The organism is Paenibacillus sp. J22R98 (genome assembly GCF_059383835.1).
Map to the genome: position 1 here is coordinate 672,908 of NZ_JBXENW010000002.1, position 25,787 is coordinate 698,694.

The 25,787-nt window shown below is 49.5% G+C and carries 12 protein-coding genes; 9 read left to right on the plus strand and 3 right to left on the minus strand.

From position 1 onward, the window contains the following. Positions 1–151: 151 nt before the first annotated feature. From AC50Y3_RS08505 to pyrB, 4 genes are all read left to right on the plus strand, one after another. The gene (locus tag AC50Y3_RS08505; RefSeq protein ID WP_494818336.1) at positions 152–4,081 is read left to right on the plus strand and encodes an immunoglobulin-like domain-containing protein; all 3,930 of its coding nucleotides are present in this window, start codon (positions 152–154) and stop codon (positions 4,079–4,081) included. A 71-nt stretch (positions 4,082–4,152) separates the two neighbouring features. After that, positions 4,153–11,889 (plus strand): immunoglobulin-like domain-containing protein, encoded by a 7,737-nt coding sequence (locus AC50Y3_RS08510; RefSeq protein WP_494818337.1) that lies wholly within the window; start codon positions 4,153–4,155, stop codon positions 11,887–11,889. Between the two features lie 145 nt (positions 11,890–12,034). Beyond that, positions 12,035–13,387: a TrkH family potassium uptake protein gene (locus AC50Y3_RS08515; protein WP_494818338.1), complete on the plus strand. Its 1,353-nt coding sequence runs from the start codon at positions 12,035–12,037 to the stop codon at positions 13,385–13,387. 81 nt (positions 13,388–13,468) lie between these two features. After that, on the plus strand, positions 13,469–14,389 hold the full coding sequence (gene pyrB / locus AC50Y3_RS08520) for an aspartate carbamoyltransferase (RefSeq protein WP_494818339.1): 921 nt from the start codon (positions 13,469–13,471) through the stop codon (positions 14,387–14,389). Positions 14,390–14,476: 87 nt separating this feature from the next. Here the strand turns inward: pyrB and map are convergent, their stop codons facing one another. Next, the gene (gene map, locus AC50Y3_RS08525; RefSeq protein ID WP_494818340.1) at positions 14,477–15,223 is read right to left on the minus strand and encodes a type I methionyl aminopeptidase; all 747 of its coding nucleotides are present in this window, start codon (positions 15,221–15,223) and stop codon (positions 14,477–14,479) included. A gap of 153 nt (positions 15,224–15,376) precedes the next feature. On the opposite strand from map, the gene AC50Y3_RS08530 reads away from it, so the two are divergent. The 5 genes from AC50Y3_RS08530 to AC50Y3_RS08550 all read left to right on the plus strand — a co-directional run bounded on the left by AC50Y3_RS08530 (position 15,377) and on the right by AC50Y3_RS08550 (position 23,674). Further along, a complete protein-coding gene (locus tag AC50Y3_RS08530; protein WP_494818341.1) occupies positions 15,377–17,755 on the plus strand; it encodes an AraC family transcriptional regulator in 2,379 nt (792 codons plus the stop codon). Positions 17,756–17,953: 198 nt separating this feature from the next. Continuing rightward, on the plus strand, positions 17,954–18,901 hold the full coding sequence (locus AC50Y3_RS08535) for an ABC transporter permease subunit (RefSeq protein WP_494818342.1): 948 nt from the start codon (positions 17,954–17,956) through the stop codon (positions 18,899–18,901). 14 nt (positions 18,902–18,915) lie between these two features. Further along, entirely contained in the window at positions 18,916–19,806 is an 891-nt protein-coding gene (locus AC50Y3_RS08540) for a carbohydrate ABC transporter permease (protein ID WP_494818343.1), read from the plus strand. A gap of 106 nt (positions 19,807–19,912) precedes the next feature. Beyond that, entirely contained in the window at positions 19,913–21,496 is a 1,584-nt protein-coding gene (locus AC50Y3_RS08545; RefSeq protein WP_494818611.1) for an ABC transporter substrate-binding protein, read from the plus strand. A gap of 99 nt (positions 21,497–21,595) precedes the next feature. Continuing rightward, a complete protein-coding gene (locus AC50Y3_RS08550) occupies positions 21,596–23,674 on the plus strand; it encodes a right-handed parallel beta-helix repeat-containing protein (protein WP_494818344.1) in 2,079 nt (692 codons plus the stop codon). Positions 23,675–24,109: 435 nt separating this feature from the next. Here AC50Y3_RS08550 and sdaAA read toward each other — a convergent pair whose 3' ends face one another. After that, a complete protein-coding gene (sdaAA, locus tag AC50Y3_RS08555; protein ID WP_494818345.1) occupies positions 24,110–24,994 on the minus strand; it encodes an L-serine ammonia-lyase, iron-sulfur-dependent, subunit alpha in 885 nt (294 codons plus the stop codon). Continuing rightward, a complete protein-coding gene (gene sdaAB / locus AC50Y3_RS08560) occupies positions 24,991–25,689 on the minus strand; it encodes an L-serine ammonia-lyase, iron-sulfur-dependent subunit beta (protein ID WP_494818346.1) in 699 nt (232 codons plus the stop codon). The genes sdaAA and sdaAB overlap by 4 nt, the downstream gene beginning before the upstream one ends. Positions 25,690–25,787 lie beyond the last annotated feature (98 nt).

The following is a 25,787-nucleotide window of genomic DNA, read 5'->3' on the forward strand; positions in this document are numbered from 1 at the left end:
GGTTTACAATACATTTACGTTTAAATAGTTAGCGAAGGGAGACTCGCATCAGCTTCGTTGGACAAGCAGGCAGAGGAATATGTTCGGTAGGATTATGATTTATCGATTGTTTAAATACAAACAAAAATTCACAGAATGAGGGCTGATCTCCATGATTCAAGTAAGAAATAAAGTGATGCAGAGCTCTCTGGCAGCACTTCTGCTGTTAGGACCTGCAGTTGGATCGATTCCACAGCATGCGGCGGCAGCGGTTGTAGTGAATCCTTTGGCTGTTGTCACGGATGCAGATGCAGTTGCCGCGGATGCAGCGGCACTGGCGCTTCAATATGTTTCGAATGCTCCTATTGATATCACTGCCGTTACACAAAATCTACTGCTGCCGACGACGGGAACGTTGGGCTCAACGATCGTATGGACGACAGATAATCCTACTTATATAAAGATGTATGGCGCAAGTGATTTTAATAATCAGAATGGTAACGTCAACCGTCCTACATCAGTAGATCAAGTGGTGCATTTGACAGCATTGATTACGAAGAATGCCGTTTCGGAAACGAGAACCTTCGAGGTTACCGTGAAGGCAGCAAACTACAACGGTGTTCAGCAATATGGCTGGGGCGGGACTAGTCCGAATAATAAGTACTCGAGTGCCGCTGACGTAACTTTTGACGCGGCCGGAAACATGTATGTTGTCGATGTGGCGTCGGTTTTTGATTGGTTTACTGGCGCGGGAACTTCCAATACGGTTGTCAAGAAGTACGACGGCAATGGGAATTTCGTGAAGAGATATGCAATTAATGACATCGGCCTTAAAAATATTGTTGTTGTAGGCAACACACTATACGGCATTTATAAAGTAGCTAGCACAGAAGAATTCGGAGCAGCGACGAACTATGCGATGAAATATGACTTGCTTACTTCCGCAGCGATTGGCGATCCGGTTGACTTAGGCCTAGAAGATAGCGATCAAGCCGTTACGCAAGCTCTGGCAGTGGATGGAGCAGGTTTCTTTTATATCAATTTTGGAGGTACAAGCATTAAAAGGTTTCATCCGGATGGAACGCTTGATGCCGGATTTGCTTATGATGGCAGCGACTATTTAGGGGCTGGAACGACTTTAAGCAAAGTAAACGAGATTGCCGTTAATAACGGGAAACTTTATGTTACATCGGATAATGGTTATTTCTTAGTTTGCGACACTACTACCGGCCTAACGGACGGAACACTGACCGATGCAATGAAAGCGTCATTGCCGGTTGCCGGTCCATTCAAGATGCCGGTTGTTTCAAGCGATGCTTCAGGAAACGTCTATTTGATGGCGAATAATGCGGTTTATAAATTCGATCATCTTGGCGCGCTTGTAAGTAAGATCCCAACCAACCCTACCCTATCGAATAACGGAATGAAAACGGTACTTGGTTTGGATATACAGAGTCTGGATGGCGTATATACCAATGATTTCGGTACTGTACTCAACAAAGTCAGCGCAGCAGCAGTTAGTGATGCCTATGCGGTTGCTTTTGATAAGTTCAATTTATCAGTTGGCTACCGTACGGATGAGACGCCATTCGCAGTAAAGAGCAACCTATCGCTGCCTGCCAGCGGCGTTGATGGATCTGCAATTGCTTGGACATCCAGTGATCCAACGGTTATAGCTGCTAACGGCACGATAACTCGTCCAAAACCGTCTCAAGGCGACAAATCGGTTACCTTGACGGCAACGATCACTAGAGGCGCGGCAACTCCCGATTCCAAGACATTTAACCTGACCGTAGTGGCAAGAACGCTTGCGGAGATGGGGCCGGCGGATGCACCATCTGCAGCGCTATCGCAAGGTACCGCAGCCGGAACGACGAAGCTTAGCAGCGTAGATGCAACGATGAAGTACTCCGTTAACGGTGGAGCATATGAAAGCATTGCAGACGGTGTGACTTCAATCGATAACATTGCCGTTAAAGTCGGCGATACCATCAAGGTTTACGTAGATGCGACGGTAGATCACCTGGCATCAAGCGAGCAGACGTTGACTGTTGGGCTTGCGAATATTAAGCCGGTTGGTGCTCCTTCTACTACGTTATCGCCGGGCTCCACGGCAGGCACAACGAAGCTCAGCGGCATAAATGCGACGATGCAGTACGCTGTAGGAAATGGAGAATACCAAGCCATTGCTGAAGGCGTGACCTCAATCGACATTCCGGTCAATGTCGGCGATACGATCCAAGTCTACATACCTGCAACCGAAGAAGTGCCTGCTTCTCCGGTGCAAACGTTGACTGTGGCATTAGCGGATATTAAGGCCGCCGCAGCACCTGCAACAGGAGCTCTTCAACTAGGAACTACAGGTGGGACAACTACGCTGATCGGCGTAACGACTGGGATGGAGTACAAAGTAGGGAACGGCGGCACCTACACGCCAATCGAAGGAACAACTGTTGAGATTCCGGTTAACGCGGGCGATCATATTTTTGCGCGAATTGCTCAAACAAGTGGGCAGCCTGCATCGGATGCGCAAGACCTCGTAGTCGGATTGTCAAACATTAAGCCTGCAGCAGCACCGAATGCCACACTGGCAGTTGGGTCTACCAACGGCTCGACGAAGTTAAACGGCGTATCAAACGCAATGGAATATTCGTTGAATGACGGCACCTACACAGCCATTTCGGGAACTTCGGTTGAAATTACGGATGTTGCTGAAGGTGATGAAATTAAGGTTCGCGTTAAAGCAACAGCTTTGCAACCGGCATCCGACGAGCAAGTACTACCGGTAACGTTAGACTTGATCAAACAACCGGATCCAGTAATACCGCCTAGCGGTGGTGGTGGTGGATTTGTCGGCAACGGTGAAACCAAAGAGGTTGGGCGAGCCGGCGATGCGACAAATACTCGCACTACGCAACCGGACGGAACATTCAAGGACGAAGTCGTTCTATCCGCTGAAGATGCAGCGAAGGCATTAACTGCAGGTAAGAAATCCGTGGACATTACGCTAACGGATGAGAAAGACAAAGTGTCCAGCCAATCCGTAACGCTTCCAAGCGATGCAGTGAAGAAGCTGGCAGACGCCAAGGCTGATGTAGCGATCAATACGACTAAAGTCCAAGTGCAAATTCCAAGTACATCCTTGAACAGCACGAAGGCAGATGTACAATTCACGATTAATCCGATTCAAGATACGGCCGGATTCGAAAAAAACGCTGTTAAACAGGCAGTGGTACAACTAGTTGCAGGCGGCAATGAATTGAAAGTCATCGGCAAGCCTGTCGAAATTGCAACCAATCTTGAGGGACAGCCTGTAACTCTTGTTTTGCCGCTTGGAGATTTGAACGCGGATGATCTGAATGATATCGCCATCTATATTGAGCATGGTGATGGAACGAAAGAGCTCGTCCACGGTACGGTTGTCCAATACGACAAGTCCGGCCAGCAGGGTCTATCGTTCAAAGTAACTAAATTCAGTACATTCTCCATCGTGAAGATTCCGGGCGTAGACAACTACCTCGCCGAAGGAACCGTTCAGAAAGCTTTCGTGCATGGCTATGAAGACGGTACTTTCCGTCCGAATGCTCAAATCACGCGTGCCGAAGTAGCGACGATTATCGCGCAAATCGCTCCAGTCGAAGCAAAAGGTGCAGATATTGCGTACTCCGATGTTAATGGCAGCTATTGGGCGAAGAATGCGATCTCTACCGTCACGAAGATGGGCCTCATGAAAGGTTATAACGATGGCACCTTCCACGGTGGTCAAAACATTACACGCGCAGAAATGGCAGCGATTATAGCGAAGCTGCTAGGCTCGGCAGATACGTCGGCAGCAAGTACGTTCAAAGATATTACGACAAGCTGGGCACGTGCCTCCATCGAACTGGTCTATGCCAAAGGCATTATTAAGGGCTACGAGGATGGAACATTCCGTCCGCTGAACTCGCTCACTCGCGCAGAAGCAGTTACGATGATCAATCATTTCTTGGGTCGCAGTAAAGTAACCGGGGCAGTTGCAGCAACATGGTCTGACGTTCCGGCTAGTTTCTGGGCATTCGGTGAAATCGAAGCAGCTTCAAAGGATCTACCCCATAAAGCATAGTTGTATGTCGCTAGAGAGAAGACGTCAACATTGTCGTTGACTAAAAATTGACAGAGGATGGGTTGCAACAGATGAATTATTCTAAGTTACTCTCAAAAAGACTCACCAAGAGCATCGCCGTATTGTCCGTTTCAGCTCTTATGATGTCGAACATGGCAACTGCATTTGGCGATCGAGCCGTGCTTCCAAGCCCAGTTCCGGGACAGCAAGGATTGTTTCCGAATACGCCTGCTGAAGATGAACACAAGGGGATCTCCGTAAGTTATGCCAGCGATTCGTCGCTAACGCAATCGGAGCTTGATGCCTTCAAGCAGCAAGCTGCAGAAAGCCTCAATGCTGCTCGCGAGCGTTATGTGCAAAGTCAGTTGAAGGTTCAGCTAGTAGATGCTGACGGTAATCCGTATAAACCCGACGATATCGTTAATGTTATCGTACAGCTGGAAGGACAAACCGTTTCCCAACTGACGGCTGCCAACAGCGGTCCTCGTCCAACGCAGCAAGCTGTAACCAATGCAAGAAATAAAGTGCTTGAAGATATTCAGGCTACACAAGACCTCATTCAGAGCGGTCTATCGGGAAATGGCGCTATAAACCAATTAAGCGGAGGCGCGAAGACGGGAGCTCGTCAAGTTGTTTTCAAGCAAGAATATGAAAATGTTTTCAAAGGCTTCAGCGTGGATCATATCAAATTTAGCGATATCGACTATATTAAGTCGCTGCCAGGCGTGAAATCCGTTACGCTGCAGCGCACGTTCATGCCGGCTGAATCTACTTTGAACAAGCAGCACGAATTTACGCATATCGAGGATCTGTGGAGCGGTGCTGCAGTAGGGAAGCCTGTTGGTTACCAGGGTGAAGGCATGGTCGTTGCGATCGTCGATACGGGCGTGGATTATAACCACGAAGCGTTCCCGGATCCGACTCCTGGCGCTATGGCGAAAGCGAAATTCAAGACAGGGAAGTATAAGAGAAAAGACGGTTCGACTTCATTGAAAGTAGTCGCGGGCTACAACTGGGCGGATCAGAACGATGACATCATTCCGCGCGTTGAATTGCCAACTTCCAATACCAGCTCACACGGCGTTCACGTTGCCGGGATTGCCGCAGGAGCCGGACCTATCCTAGATGGCGTTGCGCCGGAAGCGCAGATCATCGCGGAGAAAGTGTTCTCCGATCATTTGCCGGGCGCACTGGAAGAGGACATCGTGAAGGGGATTGACCATGCGGCTTCCCTTGGTGCGGATGCCATCAATATGAGCTTGGGTTCCTCCTCCTCCTTCGATGAGAGAGATCCTCAAGATCCGATTGGCATTGCAATCCGCAATGCAACGGATGCCGGCCATATCGTTGTCGTTGCGGCAGGCAATGCTTCGAACGCCTATGATGGGCAGTCGAAGAATTTGAAATCAACGATTCGCTTAGGCGAAACGCCGGATTTGAATAAAATCGGTTCTCCCGGCGTGTATCCGGATTCGTTCACGGTAGCTGCCGCGAACAATTTGATTAACAAAAGAACGATCGGCTTCCAATTCATGGATGAGAACGAGCAGGACGTTGTCATTCATGGCGAGGGATTAGATAGCTTTGAATCGGATACTAACACGATCGTTTCCTTGGGTCCGGATAAAGTCGGCGTTCCGGCTGATTTTGCAGGCAGAACAGATATTGCAGGTAAAATCGTCCTTATTAAGCGCGGATCGCTGTCATTCAATGACAAGGTTGCAAATGCGAAGAATGCCGGTGCGAGTGGCGTTATCGTCTATAACAATAGCGACGAGAATCAAGCTCCGTCACCGCAAGGCATGATGCATGACACTCCGTTTTCGTTCATTAGCAATGCAGATGGTCTTGTATTGGAATCGGCCATCGCAATATTTAACGAGTACGACGGCGGCGGTAATGTCGGCATTGGTGGGGCGGTTGTTCAAACATTGGCAGCGGGAGCGAAGATCAAGAAATATGGAGCCATTCCAATTACGATCGTTTCGGATGTGGAAGGCTCGGCTTTCTCAGCTTCCAATCCGGGTCATCCTACTGACTTTACATCATGGGGTACGACAAGCGATTTGAACTTGAAGCCGGATATTATGGCTCCCGGGCATATTATCGTGTCATCCATCCGATCTTCGGATCCGGCAATTGCTAATGGTGCCGATAATGCCTACGAGCAGGAGAGCGGTACATCGATGGCAGCTCCATATGTAGCAGGCGCTGTTGTGGATGTGATGCAAGCTTTGATCGATACGAAAGGCTTTACGCCGGGTACGAGGGAATTTGCGCAAACCGTTAAGAACTTATTGATGAATACATCGATCCCGGCTGTACGTGATTATGTAACGGATGCCGATGCACCTGATTACATGACGCAATATCAACCGAGAAGACAAGGCTCCGGTATGATTCGTCCGGATCTGGCCGTGCAAACGCCTGTTGTCGTAGCAGGGGCGGATGGAACGGCAGGTATCAGCCTGAAAGAAATCGACGAAGAGACGACGTTCACCTTGACGGCTACGAATCTGACGAACCAGCCGGTTAAATACGATCTAAGCGGCACCGTTATGGAGGATATCCTGAACGTTGCGTCAGATTCAAGTTCAGACAACATCCGTAGTAAGTATAGGAAAGATTCCACTGTGGAATTTACTTCAAAGGGTCAAGATGTGACAACCATTACCGTTCCGGCTAATGGGAAGGCGAACATCGATGTTACATTGACGATTGATAACAGCTTCACAAGAAATACATTTGCCGAAGGTTATATCAAACTTCAGCCGGCTAATGCCAGCTTGCCTGCGCTAAGTGTGCCATATAACGGCTTCTACGGTAAATGGGATGAGCCAAGCATCATCGATACACCGATCATGCAAGACGATTCCGGCGTATGGGCGCATAATGAGCCAACGTCCATCGGCATAGCGACGCCAATTGGGACGTTCTTCCACCCGCTTCCGGAGACGGCTGAAGAGAAAGCATTGGGAGATAAATTCTATTCCTTTAGCTTCGATCGACGTATGGGAATCGCACCGGTTTCGCTTCTGGCTTTGCTGCGGAATGCACGTCATCTTAATGTAGACGTTGTGGATCAGACTCACACTCCGGTCACGCATTTAACGGATGATGAGTGGCAGCCTAAAGCGGATCCATATACATCCGGATCCTCCGCAATTATGACAGGTGACATGATCTGGGATGGCACGAATGAAGGCGTACCTGTCCCTGACGGTCAATATTATTTTGCGGTAACGGCAACGGCTGACTATCCGGGTGCTCGTCCGCAGCCAACCGTATATCTGCCTGTGTTCAAGGATACCACTGCACCTGCGGTGACGATTCTGAAGCACCAAGGCTATGAAGACTTCAATAGTCCGGAAGTGGCGGCTAGCGGCGGTTACACGCTGAAATTCACAGTGGCTGACGAGAGTATTACACCTAATAATTATGGGAATGTCGTTCTCGCACAGAATGGTATTGAACTGACGCCGGCTGAAATGCCGTTGATCACGAAAAATGAAGACGGCACCTATCAAATTGACTTATCCGGCAAGGATAATTACGGTGATCCGTGGCTGAAGAACGGCAAAAATGTGTTCAATCTCTATGTATTTGACCGTGCAGGCAATGCAAGCAATGATGAAACGGTCGTCATCGAGAATAACCAGAACGCCGTTACGATCGATCTCCACTCGGCATCCTACAATCATGGTGTCAGGAGCCTTTACTGGGATGCCAATGTAAAGCCGGGCGGCAATGTGAATCTAAGCATTGATGCCTATGGAGAAGAGCTCGAAAAAGTTCAAGCTGTCATCATGGGCGAGGCCGATGGTAGGTTCTCTGTACTGAAGACTACTCCGGTCGATGTTGCCTTTACGTCCACGACTTTGACGAATCATATCGAGAAGAAGTACTCGGTTGAAGCGGATATCGCAATTCCGAGCGACTTAGCGCCCGATATGTACAGAGTGGGCTATGTGTTCCTTAAGAATGGCGAAGTTTGGAACAGTCCGGGTGTTCCGTTCATCGGGATTGACACTTATGTAAGTAACGAAGCGCCGACGATCACATTGAACACGAGTCAAGCAGCTGATCAAACAGGTACGACGACTTCGAGAGCCTATGCCGTAACACCGGGCGAAGGGCCAGTATCCTTGATGCTGAATACGACCATTTCGGATAAGTATGTGTTATCAAGAGGCTACAAAGTAAGCGTACAAGTGGATAGCGGAGCTCCGGTAGTGATGGGCAGCATTATTCATACGGTCGCCGGTCCGGAAAATCTGCGTTATCCGGTGCAATTGGCCGAAGGCGCTCATACACTCGTATTCACAGTCGTTGACGCAGTAGGTGATTCCAGCACCGTTAGCTATAATGCCAATGTCAATGATACGACTGTTGATGTGATGAATGGCGGTACATTAATTGATAGTATCCCAATCAAAGCTGCCGGAACGCTATCGACAGATGAAGCAGTTGTAGACTTCGACGGAATGGATAGGGAAGTTCATTCGGAGTCCGATGATCCGTATCTTTCCGGAACTTTGACAACGCCAAATGGTAGTGATCCTTTAAATCCTAATCCTGATTTTGCACCGGTATTGTTAATGGGCGATCAGCAGGAGTCGGCTGTTCTCCATTATCTTTCCAAAGATTTTAGAGCTAGCCAAAACGGTCAGGAAATTTTTTATCCTGCGGGCACTTATCTCTTCGATCGCCAATTAACAGGTTATCGGGATGCAGGCGGATACGGTCAAGGATATAGTCAAATTCCGGTAACGGTCATTGACTATATGGGCAATAAATCGGTGTCTTACATCGATCTGTACAAAGACAATGTCGAGACACGGGTAGATCTGGACGGTGCTATGAAGGATCCGGCCAATACCGTATCCTACTACACCAATGACGACACATTCACCATTACAGGAACCGTAACGGATCCGGTGAGTGATATTTATGCACTCATGGTTGATTGGCATAAAGCCAGAGAATGGACGATTGAAACACCGATTGAAGTCAGAAATATGTACAGAAATTTGTTTGGTACTGAATGGATGCAAACATTTGGTTGGGATCTGCAGGCTGAAGGATTGGTTCAGAAGCTTGCGGATACGGCAGATATCGATGGTGATGGAAAGCCTGATGGCGTGCATACGTTCAGCTTTACCGCAACTGATCTTAAGCCCGGTCATAACATGTTCGAGATTGACGGCGGCAAAGTCATGCCGAACGCTAAAACATCGTTCACAGGTAATCATCCCTTGGTACTCAATATTGATGTATTCCGTTTCGCCGGATCAGAAGCTTCCGATGGAGGTCTCGTATCGGATGTTGCTAACGGATTGACGTGGGATCGCATCAAAGGCCAGAATCCGGATGGCGAGCTGAATAAGGCTTATACGAATCTGGCGTTGCCGACTTATGACAAAGCCACTCAAACGACGATCAGCTGGAGCAGTACGCCGAATATCATTTCGAATGAAGGTCTGGTAACCAGACAATCGGTTGATACGGACGTCACGCTGACTGCCACAGTTACAAGAGGAACGGAGTCCGTTACGGTGCCATTCACCGTGAAGGTTCCGGCACTTAACTCGGTTGACCCTGTTGATGAGGATCTCTCGTATCTGACATGGGATACGATTCGCGGTGCCAACCTCGATCCAACAGATATCAGAGAAGCGCTGACACTACCATTACATGGTGCTAACGGCACATCGATTAGTTGGAGCTCAGATACGACTCAGTATGTGACCAATGAAGGAATCGTTTATAAACCGGTATTTGGCGAACCGGATGCAGTTGTACATCTGACTGCGACTGTAACAGATGGCACTGTGACGAAGACGAATACATTCGATGTAACCGTTAAGGCAGATATGGACAATCAAATCGAGACGCAGATTCGCAGAGCCATTCAAGCACTCGATGTCAAGAAATTGCTCGGCAAGAACGTCTCTGAGATCGATGTCACGCAAGACTTGGTGCTGCCTGCAAGCTTCGATGGCGGAGGTGCGATTATTTGGGAATCGGATAACGGCTATGGTGTTGGAGATCCTTCTCCGTATCTCTCCGCAGCGGGTAAAGTAACCAGACCGACTGCAGAAGAAGGCAACCAAGGTGCCAGCCTCTATGCGAGATTTACGCTGAACGGCTACTACATGTGGGAAAGATACGACTTCTATATCAGAAGTGCGGATACGAATGACGGTGAATCCGTGCAAGCGGCACAGGCTGCAATCGTATGGAATTTGATTAAGCAGGATAACGCGGATCAACAAGCGGTAACAACCGACCTGAACCTGCCGACAGCAGGCAATTACGGAACGTCCGTCGCATGGACTTCGAGTAATCCATCTGTTATCGCAGCGAATGGAACAGTAGTAAGACCTTCTAAATCTCAGCCAGATGCAGAAGTCACGCTGACAGCAACAACAAGTAAGAATGGTGCAGATCCAATGCAGAAGTCCATTAAAGTTGTTGTATTGCATGACCCTGCCAAAGCAGATGCTCCATCGGGTGGCGGCATTGGCGGCGGCGCAATTGGCGGAGGAGACACAGGCACAGGCACTGGTACTGATAGCAAAGCAATCGACGCGCCAAGCAAAGTGACTGAAACAGTAGAAGCAGGCCGCACGATTGCTTCCGTTAAAGTAGACGATGCAGCACTTCAAGAAGCACTGAAGAATCGTGCAGCCGGTGTAATCGTCAACCTGAAATCGGAGAAAGCGAGCGATGTTGCTCAAGCCGTTCTAAGCGCGCAAACGGTACAAGAGCTTGTTAACAAGCAAGCGACGATCGTATTTACGGCTCCGGGCGCATCTTATACGCTCGATACGACTGAATTGGATCTGCATGCAGCATCGATCCTTCTCGGAAATGGCTTGGATTTGAACGATATTCAAATTTCGATTCAAATTGTGAAGCCTACTGCAGAAGAGCAGCAAACAATCGACAAATCCGCAGCAGCAAACAATACGACAATCGTTGGAGCACCGGTATCGTTTAACATGGTTGCTTCTTATGAAGGCAAAGAAGTTATCATGGATAAATTCAATGGTTATGTACAGCGCAGCATTGCGATTCCGTCCGGATCGAACAACGTTTCCACTGGTGTTGTAATCGACGAAGACGGCACGATGCGTCAAGTGCCGACATGGATCGAAGAGAAAGACGGCAAAACGGTTGTGACAATCAACAGCTTGACGAACAGCATGTACGCAGTTGTTAGCCAAAATGAGCAAGTTGCATTCCAAGATGTGAAGTCCGGCTGGGCAAAGTCTGCAATTGAAGACCTAGCTTCCAGAATGATCGTGAAGGGTCAATCCGCCGGTAAGTTTAATCCTAGCGGTAATATGACAAGAGCAGAGTTCGCAACGATTCTTGTGAAAGCGCTGGGTATCAAAGCAAGCAAAACTACGTCACAGTTCCAAGATGTAGCCGCAAACGTATGGTATGCGAAATCCGTTTCTGCAGCCTACGAATACGGCCTCATCTCAGGCGTGACGGAGAACAATTTTGCACCGAATAAATATGTAACTCGTCAAGAAGCCATGTCTATGCTGGCACGCGCAATGAAATGGGCAGGCTACGACACGACAATCCAAGCAAGCGGCATCGCCAGCGCTCTTGCAAGCTTTAAAGATCAAGGAACCGTTAGCGAATGGGCACGATCGGCAGTGGCTGTTAACGTGAAATTCGGAATCGTATCCGGAGATGCAACGCACTCCCTGCATCCGACTACCAACATCAGCCGTGCGGAAGTATCGGTCATCGTGGAGAAATTGCTGAAAAATGCAAAATTAATTAACTAGCACTTATAATCAGTAAAGGGCAGTGCGTGATTAACCTCACGCACTGCTTTTTTTGCTATTTGGGATCAGGGTATGGGGTATCGCATGTTCGCTTACACTGGTAAAATTGAACTTATTGAAGATTAAGAGAGGGAGAAGTCGGTTCATGCTGCGTGCAATCATTCGGAAAATGTCACCTGCAAGGCTCATCGTATCCGCTTATGTAATCGGGATTTTATTCATTACGCTGCTGCTCATGCTGCCTGTCAGCTGGAAGCCCGGCGTGCGTTTGTCATTCATTGATGCCTTATTCACGGCCGCCAGCGCAGTGAGTGTTACGGGACTTACGACAGTCAGCACAGGCGATTCGTTCAGCGTCTTCGGCGCGGCGGTGCTCATCTTTGCCTTCCAATTCGGCGGGATCGGCATCATGACGCTCGGCAGCTTCTATTGGTTCCTGCTGGGAGAGCGGGTCGGCCTGCTGGAGCGTAAGCTCATCATGATCGATCAGAATCGGAACCAGCTGTCAGGACTCATGCAGCTGATGAAGCTGGTGCTGCTGCTCACGCTCGCGATCGAGCTGCTGGGAACGATCCTATTCAGCGTGTATTTCTATACGAGCGGCGCTTCGGACACGCTATGGAGTGCCATGTTTAACGGGTTATTCCATGCCGTTTCAGCCTTTACAAATGCGGGTTTTGACTTGTTTGGGGATTCACTCATTCGTTACTCGGACGACTACTTCGTACAAAGCGTAACGATGGCGCTCATTGTGCTTGGGGCTGTCGGTTTTCCCGTTCTTGCTGAGCTGACGGAATGGGCAAGACATAAGAATAAACGGTTTCGGTTTTCCTTATTCACGAAGGTTACGATGGTCACGCACGCCGTGCTCATCCTGCTCGGCTTTGTCGTGATATGGCTGACGGAAGCGGGTCATTCCTTCGCGAATATGCCTATTCCCCAACAGCTGATGAATGCTTTGTTTACTTCCATCACATCGCGCAGCGCCGGCCTTACGATCATCGATATATCCTCGCTGCATCAGGCGTCACAGCTGCTCATCTCGGTACTGATGTTTATCGGGGCGAGTCCGTCAAGCGTTGGCGGAGGTATCCGAACGACGACGATCGCTATTATTGTGATCGTGATGATCAACTTTGCCAAAGGCGAGAAGGAGATTCGGCTGTTCAACCGCTCGATTAGCAAGGATGACGTCTATAAGAGCTTTGTGTTTTTTGCGATGTCCGTGCTGCTCGTCATTATAGGCATATTCGCTGTGCTCATGGCGGAAGCGCACCGTTATGATCTCTCGGCTGTGCTGTTCGAGGTCGCTTCCGCATTCGGTACATGCGGGCTGTCGACGGGCATAACGGGGTCGCTTCACATATCAGGCAAAATCACCCTCATTCTGCTCATGTTCATCGGTCGAATCGGGATGTTCTTGTTCTTCTCCTTATTCACGTCCGGTAAGAAGAAGCCGGATATTAAGTACCCCGAAGAGAAGCTGATTATTGGGTAATTTATCATTGGCATGGTTTGAATGTACGAGTAGGACTGGCTTATAATCGAATGGACAACGCGCAAAAGGGGATGGCGAAGAATGAGTGGATTGTATCATGTACTCGGAGCGAAGCAATTCGATCGAGGAGAGCTGGAGGAGCTGTTCGAATCAGCGAAAGAGATGGAGCAGGTGGCGCGGGAAGGCGGAAACCAGCGTTTCCCGAACAAAATAATGAGCACGCTCTTCTTCGAGGCGAGCACACGTACCCGCTTCTCCTTCGAATCGGCCATGCACCGACTGGGCGGCCGCGTAATCGGCACGGAGAATGCAAGCCAATTCTCGTCCACGATTAAAGGAGAAACGCTGGAAGATACGATTCGCATCATTTCGGGCTACAGCGATCTCATCGTCATGCGTCATACGGATATTGGCGCCGCGAAACGCGCCGCAGCGGTTTCGAATGTACCGGTTATCAATGCGGGGGACGGCTCCGGCGAGCATCCAACCCAGGCACTCCTTGATTTGTATACGATTCAGAAGGAATTCGGCCATATCGACGGGCTGCATATCGCGATGATCGGGGACCTGACTTATGGCAGGACCGTGCATTCCTTGAGCTATCTGCTCGCGAATTACAAGGATGTTCATTTGTCCTTTATCTCACCGGATAATGTTCGTATCCCTTCCTACGTGAAGCAGTACTTGGATGAGAAGGGCATATCCTACGAGGAAACAACCGATCTGTCCGGCATTGCCAAGACGGCGGATGTGTTCTACCAGACGCGGATTCAGAAGGAGCGATTCCCTTCGCCGGAGGAGTACAGCAAGGCGGAAGGGAAATATATAATCGATCGCAAGCTGCTAGATGAGATGAAGGGAAATGCGATGATTCTTCATCCGCTGCCGCGTGCCGGAGAAATTCATCCTGAGGTAGACAGCGACCCGAGGGCGGCCTACTTCAGACAAGCTCAGAATGGCTTGTATATCCGGATGGCGCTTGTGGAGAAATGCTTCTCGTAGAGGCACTCGCCGCACCATCAGCGAAATAGAAAAGGCTGTCTCCACCAATGCGCCGCAGCGCATTGGTGGAGACAGCCTTTTTACATCCTATTGTTTGGTAAGAATAATCGGACCTTCGTCCGTAATGGCGATGGTATGCTCATATTGAGCGGAGAGTCCGCCGTCCATCGTGCGGGCAGTCCATCCATCGGAATCGATTTTGCTTTGCCACACGCCTGTGTTCAGCATCGGCTCGATGGTCATGACCATGCCGGCTTTCAGCCTAATTCCGCGTCCCGGAGGACCATAATGCGGTACCTGCGGTTCTTCATGCATATCCTGCCCGATGCCATGACCGATAAATTCACGAACAACGGAGAAGCCTTCTGCTTCAGCATGCTTCTGGATCGCGTTCGACACATCGCCCATGCGGTTGCCCACAACGGCTTGCTCGATCCCCTTGTACATCGCTTCTTCAGTTACTTGTAGCAGTTTCTTCGCTTGTGCGGATACTTTGCCTACCGCGTATGACCAAGCGGAGTCAGCCAGCCAGCCATTCAAGTTGACGACCATGTCGATGGTGACGATATCGCCTTCCTTCAGCGGAGTTGCCGAAGGGAAGCCGTGACAAATGACGTCGTTGACGGAGGCGCAGGTCGCGTACGCGTAGCCCTTATAACCTTTCTGCTCCGGCTTCGCGCCGTGCTGCTCCATAAATTTCTCAGCAAACTGATCAATTTCATTGGTTGTGATGCCGGGTTTAATCATGTTCGCGATTTCGCGGTGGCAGGCTGCGAGAATTTCGCCTGCTTTGCGCATATGCTCGATTTCATCTTTTGTTTTAATTATGATCATGTCACACCTCTTTAATGGCTAATTATAATGAAAAAAACGGTCTTCGTAAAGAAACCGGCTTTACGGCACCGCGTGAAATTGATATAGCAGACTTACTTACAATTTGCCATAATAATAGGTAAGCGAAGTTTCCGTGCTAAAGGGGGAGCAACTGTGAAAGGCTTCGGTATATACAAGTCGAAAAAATATTTGCAGCGTGTTTTAATCTCCATTATGCTTTCCATGGTCATAGTGCTCATGGCATTAGCCGTAGCTAATACGTATGTGCTCGAAGACTCCGTCAGACGCAACCAAGAGCAGTCCAACCTCAAGGTATTATCGCAAATTCAATATAACCTCTCGTACATGAATGAAATTATCAATCATCTATCCAACTATGTGAATAAAGACAATCTGCTCGCTACACTTCTATTCGATGAGAAGCTGCCTAAGATGGATTTTATACGCGGCTATCAGCGGATGTCGAGCATTATGGAGAGCGCTTCCTTTCTTCATTCCATTGCAATTTATAATCACACGCAAAATGAAATTTACGGCACGACAAGCGCCTTCCTGCTGGACGGCGGCAAAACAAAAGCAAGCATCCGCGAGTGGCTCTTTAATCCTTCAAAGCCCCATCCTACGTCAAGACTTATTCCTGTCAGCCTGGAGAAGGCAGACGGAGGCATCGATGCTTTTGCTTTTCTCGTTACGAACTCACTTAAACCGTTCTCCAGGGCGGAATCGGCGATCATTCTGTACATCAAATCCGATTGGGTGTTCGAGAGCTTGAAGAGGATGGATGCGGTCAGCAATGACAAAGAGGGCAATGAAATTTACATTGCCGATCAAGACGGCCATCTCTATTCTTCGGATGATGCCGTAACCGATCAGGACAAGGCTAAGAGAGATCAAATCAAACAGCTGGTCCAGCGAGATAAAGCGATGAACCAGCAGCAATCCGGCTTTGTCGTTGGCAAGATCGACGGCAGCAAGCAGCTCGTATCCTATATGGATGACGGCGTTCGAAATTGGACGATCATCTATGTGCAGTCTTACGATTTAATGATGAAGGATGTTCGGTCAACGCGGACGAAATCATTCGCCATTACGGGTATTTTCCTGGTGCTGTCCATCGGCTTGTCGATTTGGCTGTCCTACAAGCTGTATACGCCGATTGAACGGATGCTGCGCCGTATTCGCCTGCAATCACCAAGAGGGGAGTCGAGTGCAGCGCCATTCGACGGCGATGAGCTGCATTTGATGAGCGACAATTATATGCGGCTCTCGCACAAGCTGCAGGAAATCAGCTCGGAGCAAATCGTGAGCAAATACTATTTGCGCAAGCTGCTGATGGACAGCAGTCTGTTTACGCATCATGATATGCTCGAAGTGATCGAGAAGCATGGACTTGGCATCTCGGTGAAGGAGGAGCTGCTCGTCTGCGTGCTGCGGATCGATGAATTTCAGGCGTTTGATCGCAATACGACAGGCGCTGCGAAGAAGCTCTACAGCTTTGCAATCGTCAACATTGCCAATGAAATCATGGCGAAACGGTATCTCTGCGAAGTGGTGGAGGTGCGAGGCGACCACGTGGTGCTGATTGTTTCTGGACAATCGCCTAATACAGACAAAGGTACTGCCGAAAGTGCACAAGAACAAGCAGCAATGCTGGCTGAGCAGGTTGTGCCGATTGTGCGAGAAATTCAGGAAACGATTCTTCATTTCTATGGCATATCGCTCTCCTGCGGAGTAAGCGATCCTATTCCACAATTTCCGTACATTTCGTCGGCCTATAATCAGGCGCTGCAAGTGTGTAATTACAAGATCATCTATGGCCATATGGCGGTGATAACCCCCGATCAAATCAAGGAGAATTTGTTCAACAAGCAATCCGCTATCCCGGATGTTATTGAACGCAAGCTCTCTGAGGCGCTGAAGAAAGGCCAAATGTCCGAGGCGGGAAGCGAGCTCGAGAAGGCATTTACATTGCTGGCGACGTTCGGGTATGACGATATGCTTAGAGCGGTCTCCAACTTGGCTTGGGTGGTGAAGAATACGGCAGCGGAGATCGCGAATAACCGGGTCATCAAATTTGATGTCGATTTGGAATACGCGACTCAAATTACGCAGGAGAAAGAAACGCTGGAGGAAATGTATATTGCGCTGCTGTCGCTTTGCGCGAGGATCTGCGAAGGTCAGCGTCCGGCAACGATGGAGCGCAACGATATGATTCTGGAGACGATCAAGGAATTGGTTGAACAGAAGTACGCTGACATTAATTTAAGTCAGCAGTCGATCGCGGCTACCGTTAAACTCTCGTCGGCATACATCGGCAAGATGTTTAAAGACAGCACCTCCATGTCCATTACGGAGTATATGAATGAGGTTCGACTAAAACATGCGCAGCTGCTGCTTGAAACCGATGATTATACAGTCATCGAAATTATGGAGAAATGCGGCTATTCGAATCCGAGCTATTTCTTCAGGCTATTCAAAGGGAAGTTCGGAAGCACGCCGAAGGAATACCGGATGAAGAAATCCATCTCATAACGGACTTGTCCTTTGACCGCCGTTCCCACAATGCCTCTTGAGGCAGTGGGAACGGCGGTTTTATTGTATCTGCAGGCATGTAAACTGCATAAATTCGAACATTTTACACGTGCCGGATACAGCTTTTCGAAAATCGTATTCTATATTTCGTGCTCTGGGCATGGCAACATGAAGGTCAGAAGGAGGAGGTCACAAGTCATGAGGAATTCGGGACAAAGCAGCAAAGGAAACTGGCTAGGCCGGGAATGGCGGCATTTGCGCAAGAACAGAGAGCTGCTGCTGCTCGCCGTGCCGGGCATTCTTTACAAATTAGTCATCAATTATTTCCCGATGGTCGGTTTGATTCTTGCGTTTAAGTTCTTTCGGTATGATCAAGGCATCTTCGGCAGCAGGTGGGTAGGCTTCGATAACTTTGAGTTTCTCATTAAGTCGCAGGATGCACTGCGTATCATTCGGAACACCTTGTTGTATAACTGCGTGTATATCGTGCTTGGCACGGTAACCGCGCTGCTCTTCGCACTGCTGCTTAATGAAGTATCAGGGCGAATGGTGAAAATTTACCAGACCGCGATGTTTCTGCCTTACTTTATATCGCTCGTCCTTGTCGGCTATATAGCCTACGCCTTTCTGGAGCATAAGAGCGGTTATTTGAACAATATTCTGCAGAACATCGGGATGGAGCCGCACAAATGGTATTTTGAGACAACGCCATGGCTCTTTATCCTTCCTTTGGTATCGATATGGAAGGGTGTCGGCTTCTCCACACTCGTCTACTACGCCGGCATTATGGGCATTAACAGCGAATATTACGAAGCGGCCCGACTCGACGGTGCTTCCAGAGTACAAATGATGACGCGAATCACGCTGCCGCTGCTGAAGCCGCTTATTATTATTTTGTTTATTCTCGGACTGGGCAATATTTTCCGCGGGGATTTCGGTTTGCACTACTTTGTACCTAATAACGTGGGACTTAACTTTGCGACGACAGACATTATTGATACTTACGTTTATCGTGCGCTTACGAAGCTGGGTGACATTAACTCAGGCGCAGCTGTCGGATTCCTGCAGTCTGTGGTCGGCTTGGTGACCATTGTATCAGCGAATTATTTGGTGCGTAGAGTCGATAAGGACAGCGCTTTATTCTAGGAGGAATTGGGATTATGTCGAATGCGAAATCCATGCAGCAATCCAATTGGTTCATCAATGCATTTTTCCTTATTGTCAGCGCGCTCATCGTGCTTCCGTTCTTGCTCGTCATCGCAGTATCGATTACCTCCGAGAACAGTCTCGTTCAGAACGGATACCGCTTCATTCCGAGTGAGTTTAGTTTGGAGGCATTTCGGATTGTGTTGAAGGAACCGACCATTATGCTCCGCGGCTATGGCGTCACGATTACGATTACGGTGATTGGTACCGTGATTGCGCTGCTGCTTACCGCGCTGACCGCGTACCCGATCTCTCGGCGAGATTTTCGATATAACCGCCCGCTTACTTTCTATGTGTTCTTCACCTTATTGTTCAATGGCGGATTAATCCCGTTCTATATGCTGATGACTCAATATTTGCATCTCAAAAACACGCTCGGCGCGCTTATCATCCCGCTGCTGCTCAGTCCCTACAATATTCTCATTATGAAGGGCTTCTTGGACAAGATCTCGCTTGAAATCATTGAATCTGCAAAAGTAGACGGTTCCAGCGAAACACGGATATTTGTCCAAATCATACTTCCCTTATCGACGCCTGCACTTGCGACGCTTGGACTGTTCATTTCTTTCGCCTACTGGAATGATTGGTTCACATCCTTGCTCTTTATTGATAACGATAAGTTTGTGCCGCTGCAGCTGCTGCTTGTTCGGATTTTGTCGCAGATCGAGTTTCTCGCCAATTCACCGCTGGCTGAAGCGGCAAGCAAGCTGCAATTTGCCAATTTCCCTACGCTGTCAGTTCGAATGGCGATGGCGATTCTGGCAGGTGGACCGATGCTCGTGATCTTCCCCTTCTTCCAGAAGTTTTTTGTGAAGGGCATCACAGTAGGATCCTTGAAAGGGTAACGGTATTTCTTGAGAGGGGGTGAGCAGGAAAGGGACTGTGAAGTTTGTTATTGCTTAAATACAAGGTATGGGGTTAACTAAAAACGGAGGTGTCTTTCAAGTGAAAATGAAATCATCGTCTACTGTGCTTAAATGGTGTTTACTACTTCTATGCTTCAGCATCATTGCAGCTTGCTCCAGCAATAACAACGGGAATAACAAGAACACGAATGCGAGTGAGAATACGGCTGCAACGGATACAACCAATACAACTACAGAACCGGCTGCGAACAATACGGCAGAAGAGCCGGCCAAAGAAGAGCTGCCGGAAGTTAAATTGACGTTCTACTATCCGAGTAACCCGCCAGGTCCGGATCAACAAGCCGTCAATGATGAAATCAATAAATATTTGAAAGAGAAAATTAACGCAACGGTTGATTTGAAGCCGCTTTCTTTCGATGAATACGATCCGAAGCTGAATACAATCATGGCTGCCGGAGAAGAATTCGATGTCGCATGGGGCTCCAAGTACTGGCTGCTCAGCTATCAAGCGAATATTGATAAAGGCGCATTGCTTGAGCTTACCGACGACATGATCAGTAAATATGCACCTGAAGCACGCGCCAATATTCCGGATAAATTCTGGCCGGATATGAAAGCCAATGACGGTAAAGTGTATGGCTTCCCGGTTTACCAGGTTGCAGCTAAAACGAAGAGTTTGGTCATTCAGAAACGTTTTGCCGACAAATACAACCTCGACGTGAGCACCATTCATACGTACAAAGACATCGAACCATTCCTGAAACAGATTAAAGAAGGCGAACCGGATGTTATTCCGTTCGGTATGGGCATGAACTCATGGGGCATCTATACAAGTCCTGACTGGGTTGGCACGGATGGATTGGCCGTTTCGTACAAGAAAGACGACCCGAACTATTCCATTTTGACAGGTGAAGAGCAAATCAATACGAAGAAAGAATACTACGAAACGATGCACAGATGGTATAAAGCAGGCTACATCAATGAGGATGCTCCGATTCTCAAAAACTTCGGGGATCTGGAGAAGAAAGGCAATGTCGCGGTCGGTATCGAATTTACAACTAAGCCGGGCGGCGAGATTGATGAAATGAACAATAATGGCGGCAATGAAGTCGTCTATGCTCCGATTTCCGACAGCTACTTCACGGGGATTGCCAGCGCTATGCAAGTCATCAGCAAAACAAGCAAAAACCCTGAACGCGCTTTGATGTTCATCAACCTGTTAAACACAGATAAATACCTGTACAACTTGATTTGCTACGGTATTGAAGGCAAACACTACACGAAGAAAGACGGCGACTACATCGAGCCGATCAAAGATTCCGGCTATGCGCCGAATGTAGACTGGGTATTCGGTAACCAGTTCAATGCTTACCTGAAAGCGCCGCAAACGCCTGATGTATGGCAAAAAACGATCGACCTGAACAACAGTGCCATGGTTGCGGCATCGTATGGCTTCTCCGTTAATCAAGATCCGATTAAATCAGAGCTTGCTAATACAAATGCGGTAAACAATGAATTTGCGCAAGCACTGGAAACCGGTGCTGTGGATCCTGCTGAAATTATGCCGAAATATATCGAGAAGCTGAAAGCGGCAGGTCAAGAGAAGATCGATCAGGAAATTCAGAAGCAATGGGATGAGTTCCTCGTGAAGCAAGGCTTAAAAAAATAATACGGATGATTAGTTAGTAAGAAGTAAAAAAGCCAAAGAGGCAGAGGGAGCAGTCGTGTACCTTTGCCTCTTTTTACATGGAACGGGAGGGCTATTCAGATGGAGTTGTTTGTTTCGGTTAAGAATGGCGCTGATGCCAACACGGGAGCGACTGCTGAGGCGGCTGTTCGAACAGTTGAACGTGCCAGAGAGCTGGTACGGATGAAGCTGGCTGAAGGCTATAACCAGGACGTTACCGTTTGGATTGGCGGAGGGCGGTACGAATTGACGGAACCGCTGCGTTTGGATGAACGAGACGCTGCCTCGGATGGCTGCACGGTGACTTATCGGAGTGCAGCGGGAGAGGAGGGGGCCACGATTAGTGGCGGTAGCGCGATCACGGACTGGGAGCCTTATGAAGGCAATATCTATCGTGCCCGGATTGGTGCCGGAAGCGCAATTCATACGCTCTATGAGAACGGTGAACGCGCATTGGCAGCCAGAAGTCCGAAGCAAGGCTACCATGTCGTAGCAGGCAAAGGAGAAGGCGATTCGAGAAGCGGTTTCCGATTTCATACGGATGAGATTCCGAGATTCAATGATGTTCCAGGCGATGCTCAGGTTCATATTTGGCCCGGGGAAGGCGAGTGGAATTGGTTCACCGAAACGAAAACGATCGACCGAATTCGCTGGGAGGAAGGTCTGGTTTCGTTTAAAGAGCCGGCACCATGGGGGATCGACCAGGGCTCGCGGTACAGGTTTCAAGGCGCTTTGTCACTCTTGACGGAGCCGGGAGAATATTACTTCGATTCGTCTAACGGTGAATTATATTATTACCCGAGGCAGCTGCCAATCGATGAGCAGCTAATTGTCGCTCCGGCCGTGAAGCGGGTAATCGAGCTGGTTGGAAGCTCGCCCGGCCACCCGGTGAAAGGCATTGTGCTGGAAGGTTTAACGGTGGAGTGCTCCGATTATGCACAGGAGTATCGCATGCCGGATAGCAACTGCGAGCATACGGAGAGCAGGCATGGACTCATTTATCTAGAAAATGCTTGCGGCATTTCAATACGGGGCTGCCGGCTTCGGAACAGCGGCTTCAGCGGCATCGTGCTGAACGGGTATTGTGAGAGAAATCAAATCACGGGCAATCTGATCGAGCACACCGGCTACAACGGAATTTATGTGATCGGCATCGCTCCCGGGGAAGGCGACTATGCTAGCGCTGAGCAGGCTAATGTGAGCAAAGGGAATCTGATTTCGAATAATTTGATCCGGTTTGGCGGTGAGCTGGTAGGTCACAGCTCCGGCATACAGCTCTATCAAAGCGGAAGCAATGAAGTGTCACATAACGAAATTCATGGTATGCCGAGGTACGGCATTTCACTGAAAGGCTTAAGGCAGGGAGCGATGGCTTCATCCTATTACGGAACGGAGGTTACGTGGGAGAATCATTGGCGTTTCACGCATACGCGGGATAATCTGATTACCCGCAATAACATTTGGGATGTGATGAAGGACAGTCAGGATGGCGGGATGCTGGAATCTTGGGGAGCGGGAACCGGCAACCGCATTATTGCCAATCGGTTTCATCACAGCGGTATCTATTTCTCCTTCGGCTTCTGTATTTATTTGGACGATGCTTCGGATTACTTCCATGTTTCGCACAACGTCGTCCATGATTTGTACAGCGCCGGCAGCGGCGTGCTGTGGTTCGTCATTTTCTCCAAAGGCATTGGCAACCGGATCGAAAATAATCTGCTCGTGCACAATGATGCGCGGGCTGCTTTCGGCACGCAAGAGATGGCAGGCGAGGAGAATCGAGAGATTACGATCTTGCGTAATCTTGCAGTGAACTCGGGCGATCAGCTGTACCATTTCGTCAATTGGAAGGATGATCGACTGCAGGAAGCGGACTTCAATCTCTATGATAATGGGGCAAAGGAGCTTACGGTAAGCGGAATCTACGGAGATGATAAAAGAGGGCTGGTACCTATTCCATGGGAAGCATGGCGCAATGTACTCGATGGGAAATTTGATGCGCATACCTTGAACGCGGATCCGATGCTGATCGCGGAAGGGGAAGGCGGCAATGTGCAATTTACGCTGGATCCCGCGTCGCCTGCCTATGGCCTTGGCTGGGAAGCGATCGATATGAGCAGCATTGGTTTAAAGGCGAGTTTTCCGCTTGCGCGGGATTGAGGCGGGCGTGGGGAGGACGAGAGTGCTAAGCCATGAGGCGGCGGGGAGTGGAGCTCGCCGTCCTTCGCCACGCTCAAGGTAACTTTTCGCCCGGCCTCACCGCACGAACGCTAACCTCACACCCGACCCTCACCACGCTAACGAATCGTGGGGGTCTTATTTTGGAGAAATAGGCACTTTCATTAATCTAACGAATAACAGAGGTCTTATTTGGACCGAAACAGGTAGAAATGCATGATTTTCGAGCGAATTAGACCTGTAGGATTCGTTAGAATTTCAAATCGATGTTTTTGGATCAAATAAGGCTCCTACGATTCGTTAGCGTGGAGATATCTAACATTGTGCTACCGAACAACTATCGACGACCGGAAATTGCCAAAAACCAGCGCTAGCCAACCACCATCGAAAAACATTGCACCAAGCAATTTACTGCGGTTACGGTTTCTTCTTATTCTTCAGATCGCTCATAATCTTTCGGCCTGTTGGGGTCTGAGCTAAGCCGCCTCCGGCTGTTTCGCGGTGGATCTCCGGCATGGCAGAGCCGACTTCGAGCATAACTTGAATGACTTCGTCAGATGGAATCACGCTGCGGACACCGGCAAGCGCCATATCCGCGGCAGCCAATGCCGTAACGGCGCCGAAGCCGTTGCGCACGATGCACGGGATTTCAACGAGCCCCCCGACGGGGTCGCAAATTAACCCGAGCGTATTCTTCAGCGCCAGGCCTACGGCATGAATCGCTTGCGCGGGTGTGCCGCCCCTAAGCTCCACAAGCGCGCCGGCCGCCATGCCGATGGCGGAGCCTACCTCCGCTTGGCAGCCGCCTTCGGCGCCGGAGACGAAGGAATTGTTGGCGATGACATAGCCAATGGCGCCGGCGGCGAATAAGGCATTGACCATTTCTTCGTCAGCCAGGCCAAAGCGCTCCTGGGTGCTGACGAAGACGCCGGGGATGATGCCGCAGGAGCCCGCCGTTGGCGTTGCGATGATGCGGCCCATGGAGGCGTTAACTTCAGAAACCGCGAGCGCATAGGCCATCGCATCGCTGGCTGATCCGCCGAGGCTCGGCTCGAGCTCTTGCCGCTTCGCCAGCACGCGCTGCGCATCAAGGCCGGTCAACCCGCTGCGCGAAGTGGTATTCTCATGCAGGCCGCGGCGAACGGCTTCTTTCATGACGCCGTAGTAGGCGTTCATTTTGGCGAACTCGTCCTTAGTCGACTTGCCAGACTCAGCGCTTTGCTCCTCCAGCATCAGTCTGCCAATGGAAAGTCCGCGCTGCGCGCACAGCTCGCCAAGCTCCGATAACGTCCGAAAATTCATGATGTACCCGTCCCCTCTGTTTGACTAAGATCTACGGTATAAATGGTTTGCACATGGTTGATTTGTTTGATTGTCTCCAGCAGCGGAGCGGGCAGAGCCGCATCCAGCTCAATGACCGTCAGTGCATCGCCGCTTCGGCCTTTGCGATCAACGGACATATGACCGATGTTGACGCTTTCCGATTTCAACAAGGAAGTCAGATCGGCGATAACCCCAGGGCGGTCAGCATGCCGGATAACGAGCGTCGGATAGTTACCGGTAAGCTTAACGGAAAACTCATTTAATTCGACGATTTCGATATTACCGCCTCCAATGGAGGTTCCTATCAACGATAGCTGCTGCGGGACAGGCTGATCGACGGATAAAACCAGTTTGACCGTATTGGGATGGGAGAAGAGTCCTTTTCCCTGTTCGAACGAAATAGCAACGCCTCGATCACTCGCGATATCGAGCGCCTGTGGAATGCGATAATCATCCGTGGCGAATCCAAGCAATCCGCTGACAATCGCTACATCCGTACCGTGCCCTTGATAGGTAGCGGCAAAGGAGCCATAGAAAATAATTTCTGCCTGATCCGGAACGCCGCCCAGAAGCTGACTGGCAACAAGTCCGATTCGGACTGCGCCAGCGGTATGAGAGCTGGAAGGTCCCACCATGGAGGGGCCGATAATGGAGAATACGTCTTTGAATCGCATGCGGGCAGCGACCTCCCGAGTAGTATGAATAAGGTGTAAACAGGCTGTTCGGACATAGGCTTACGCTATTGTTTCCAAGTAGAGCCCAGCGAACTCAT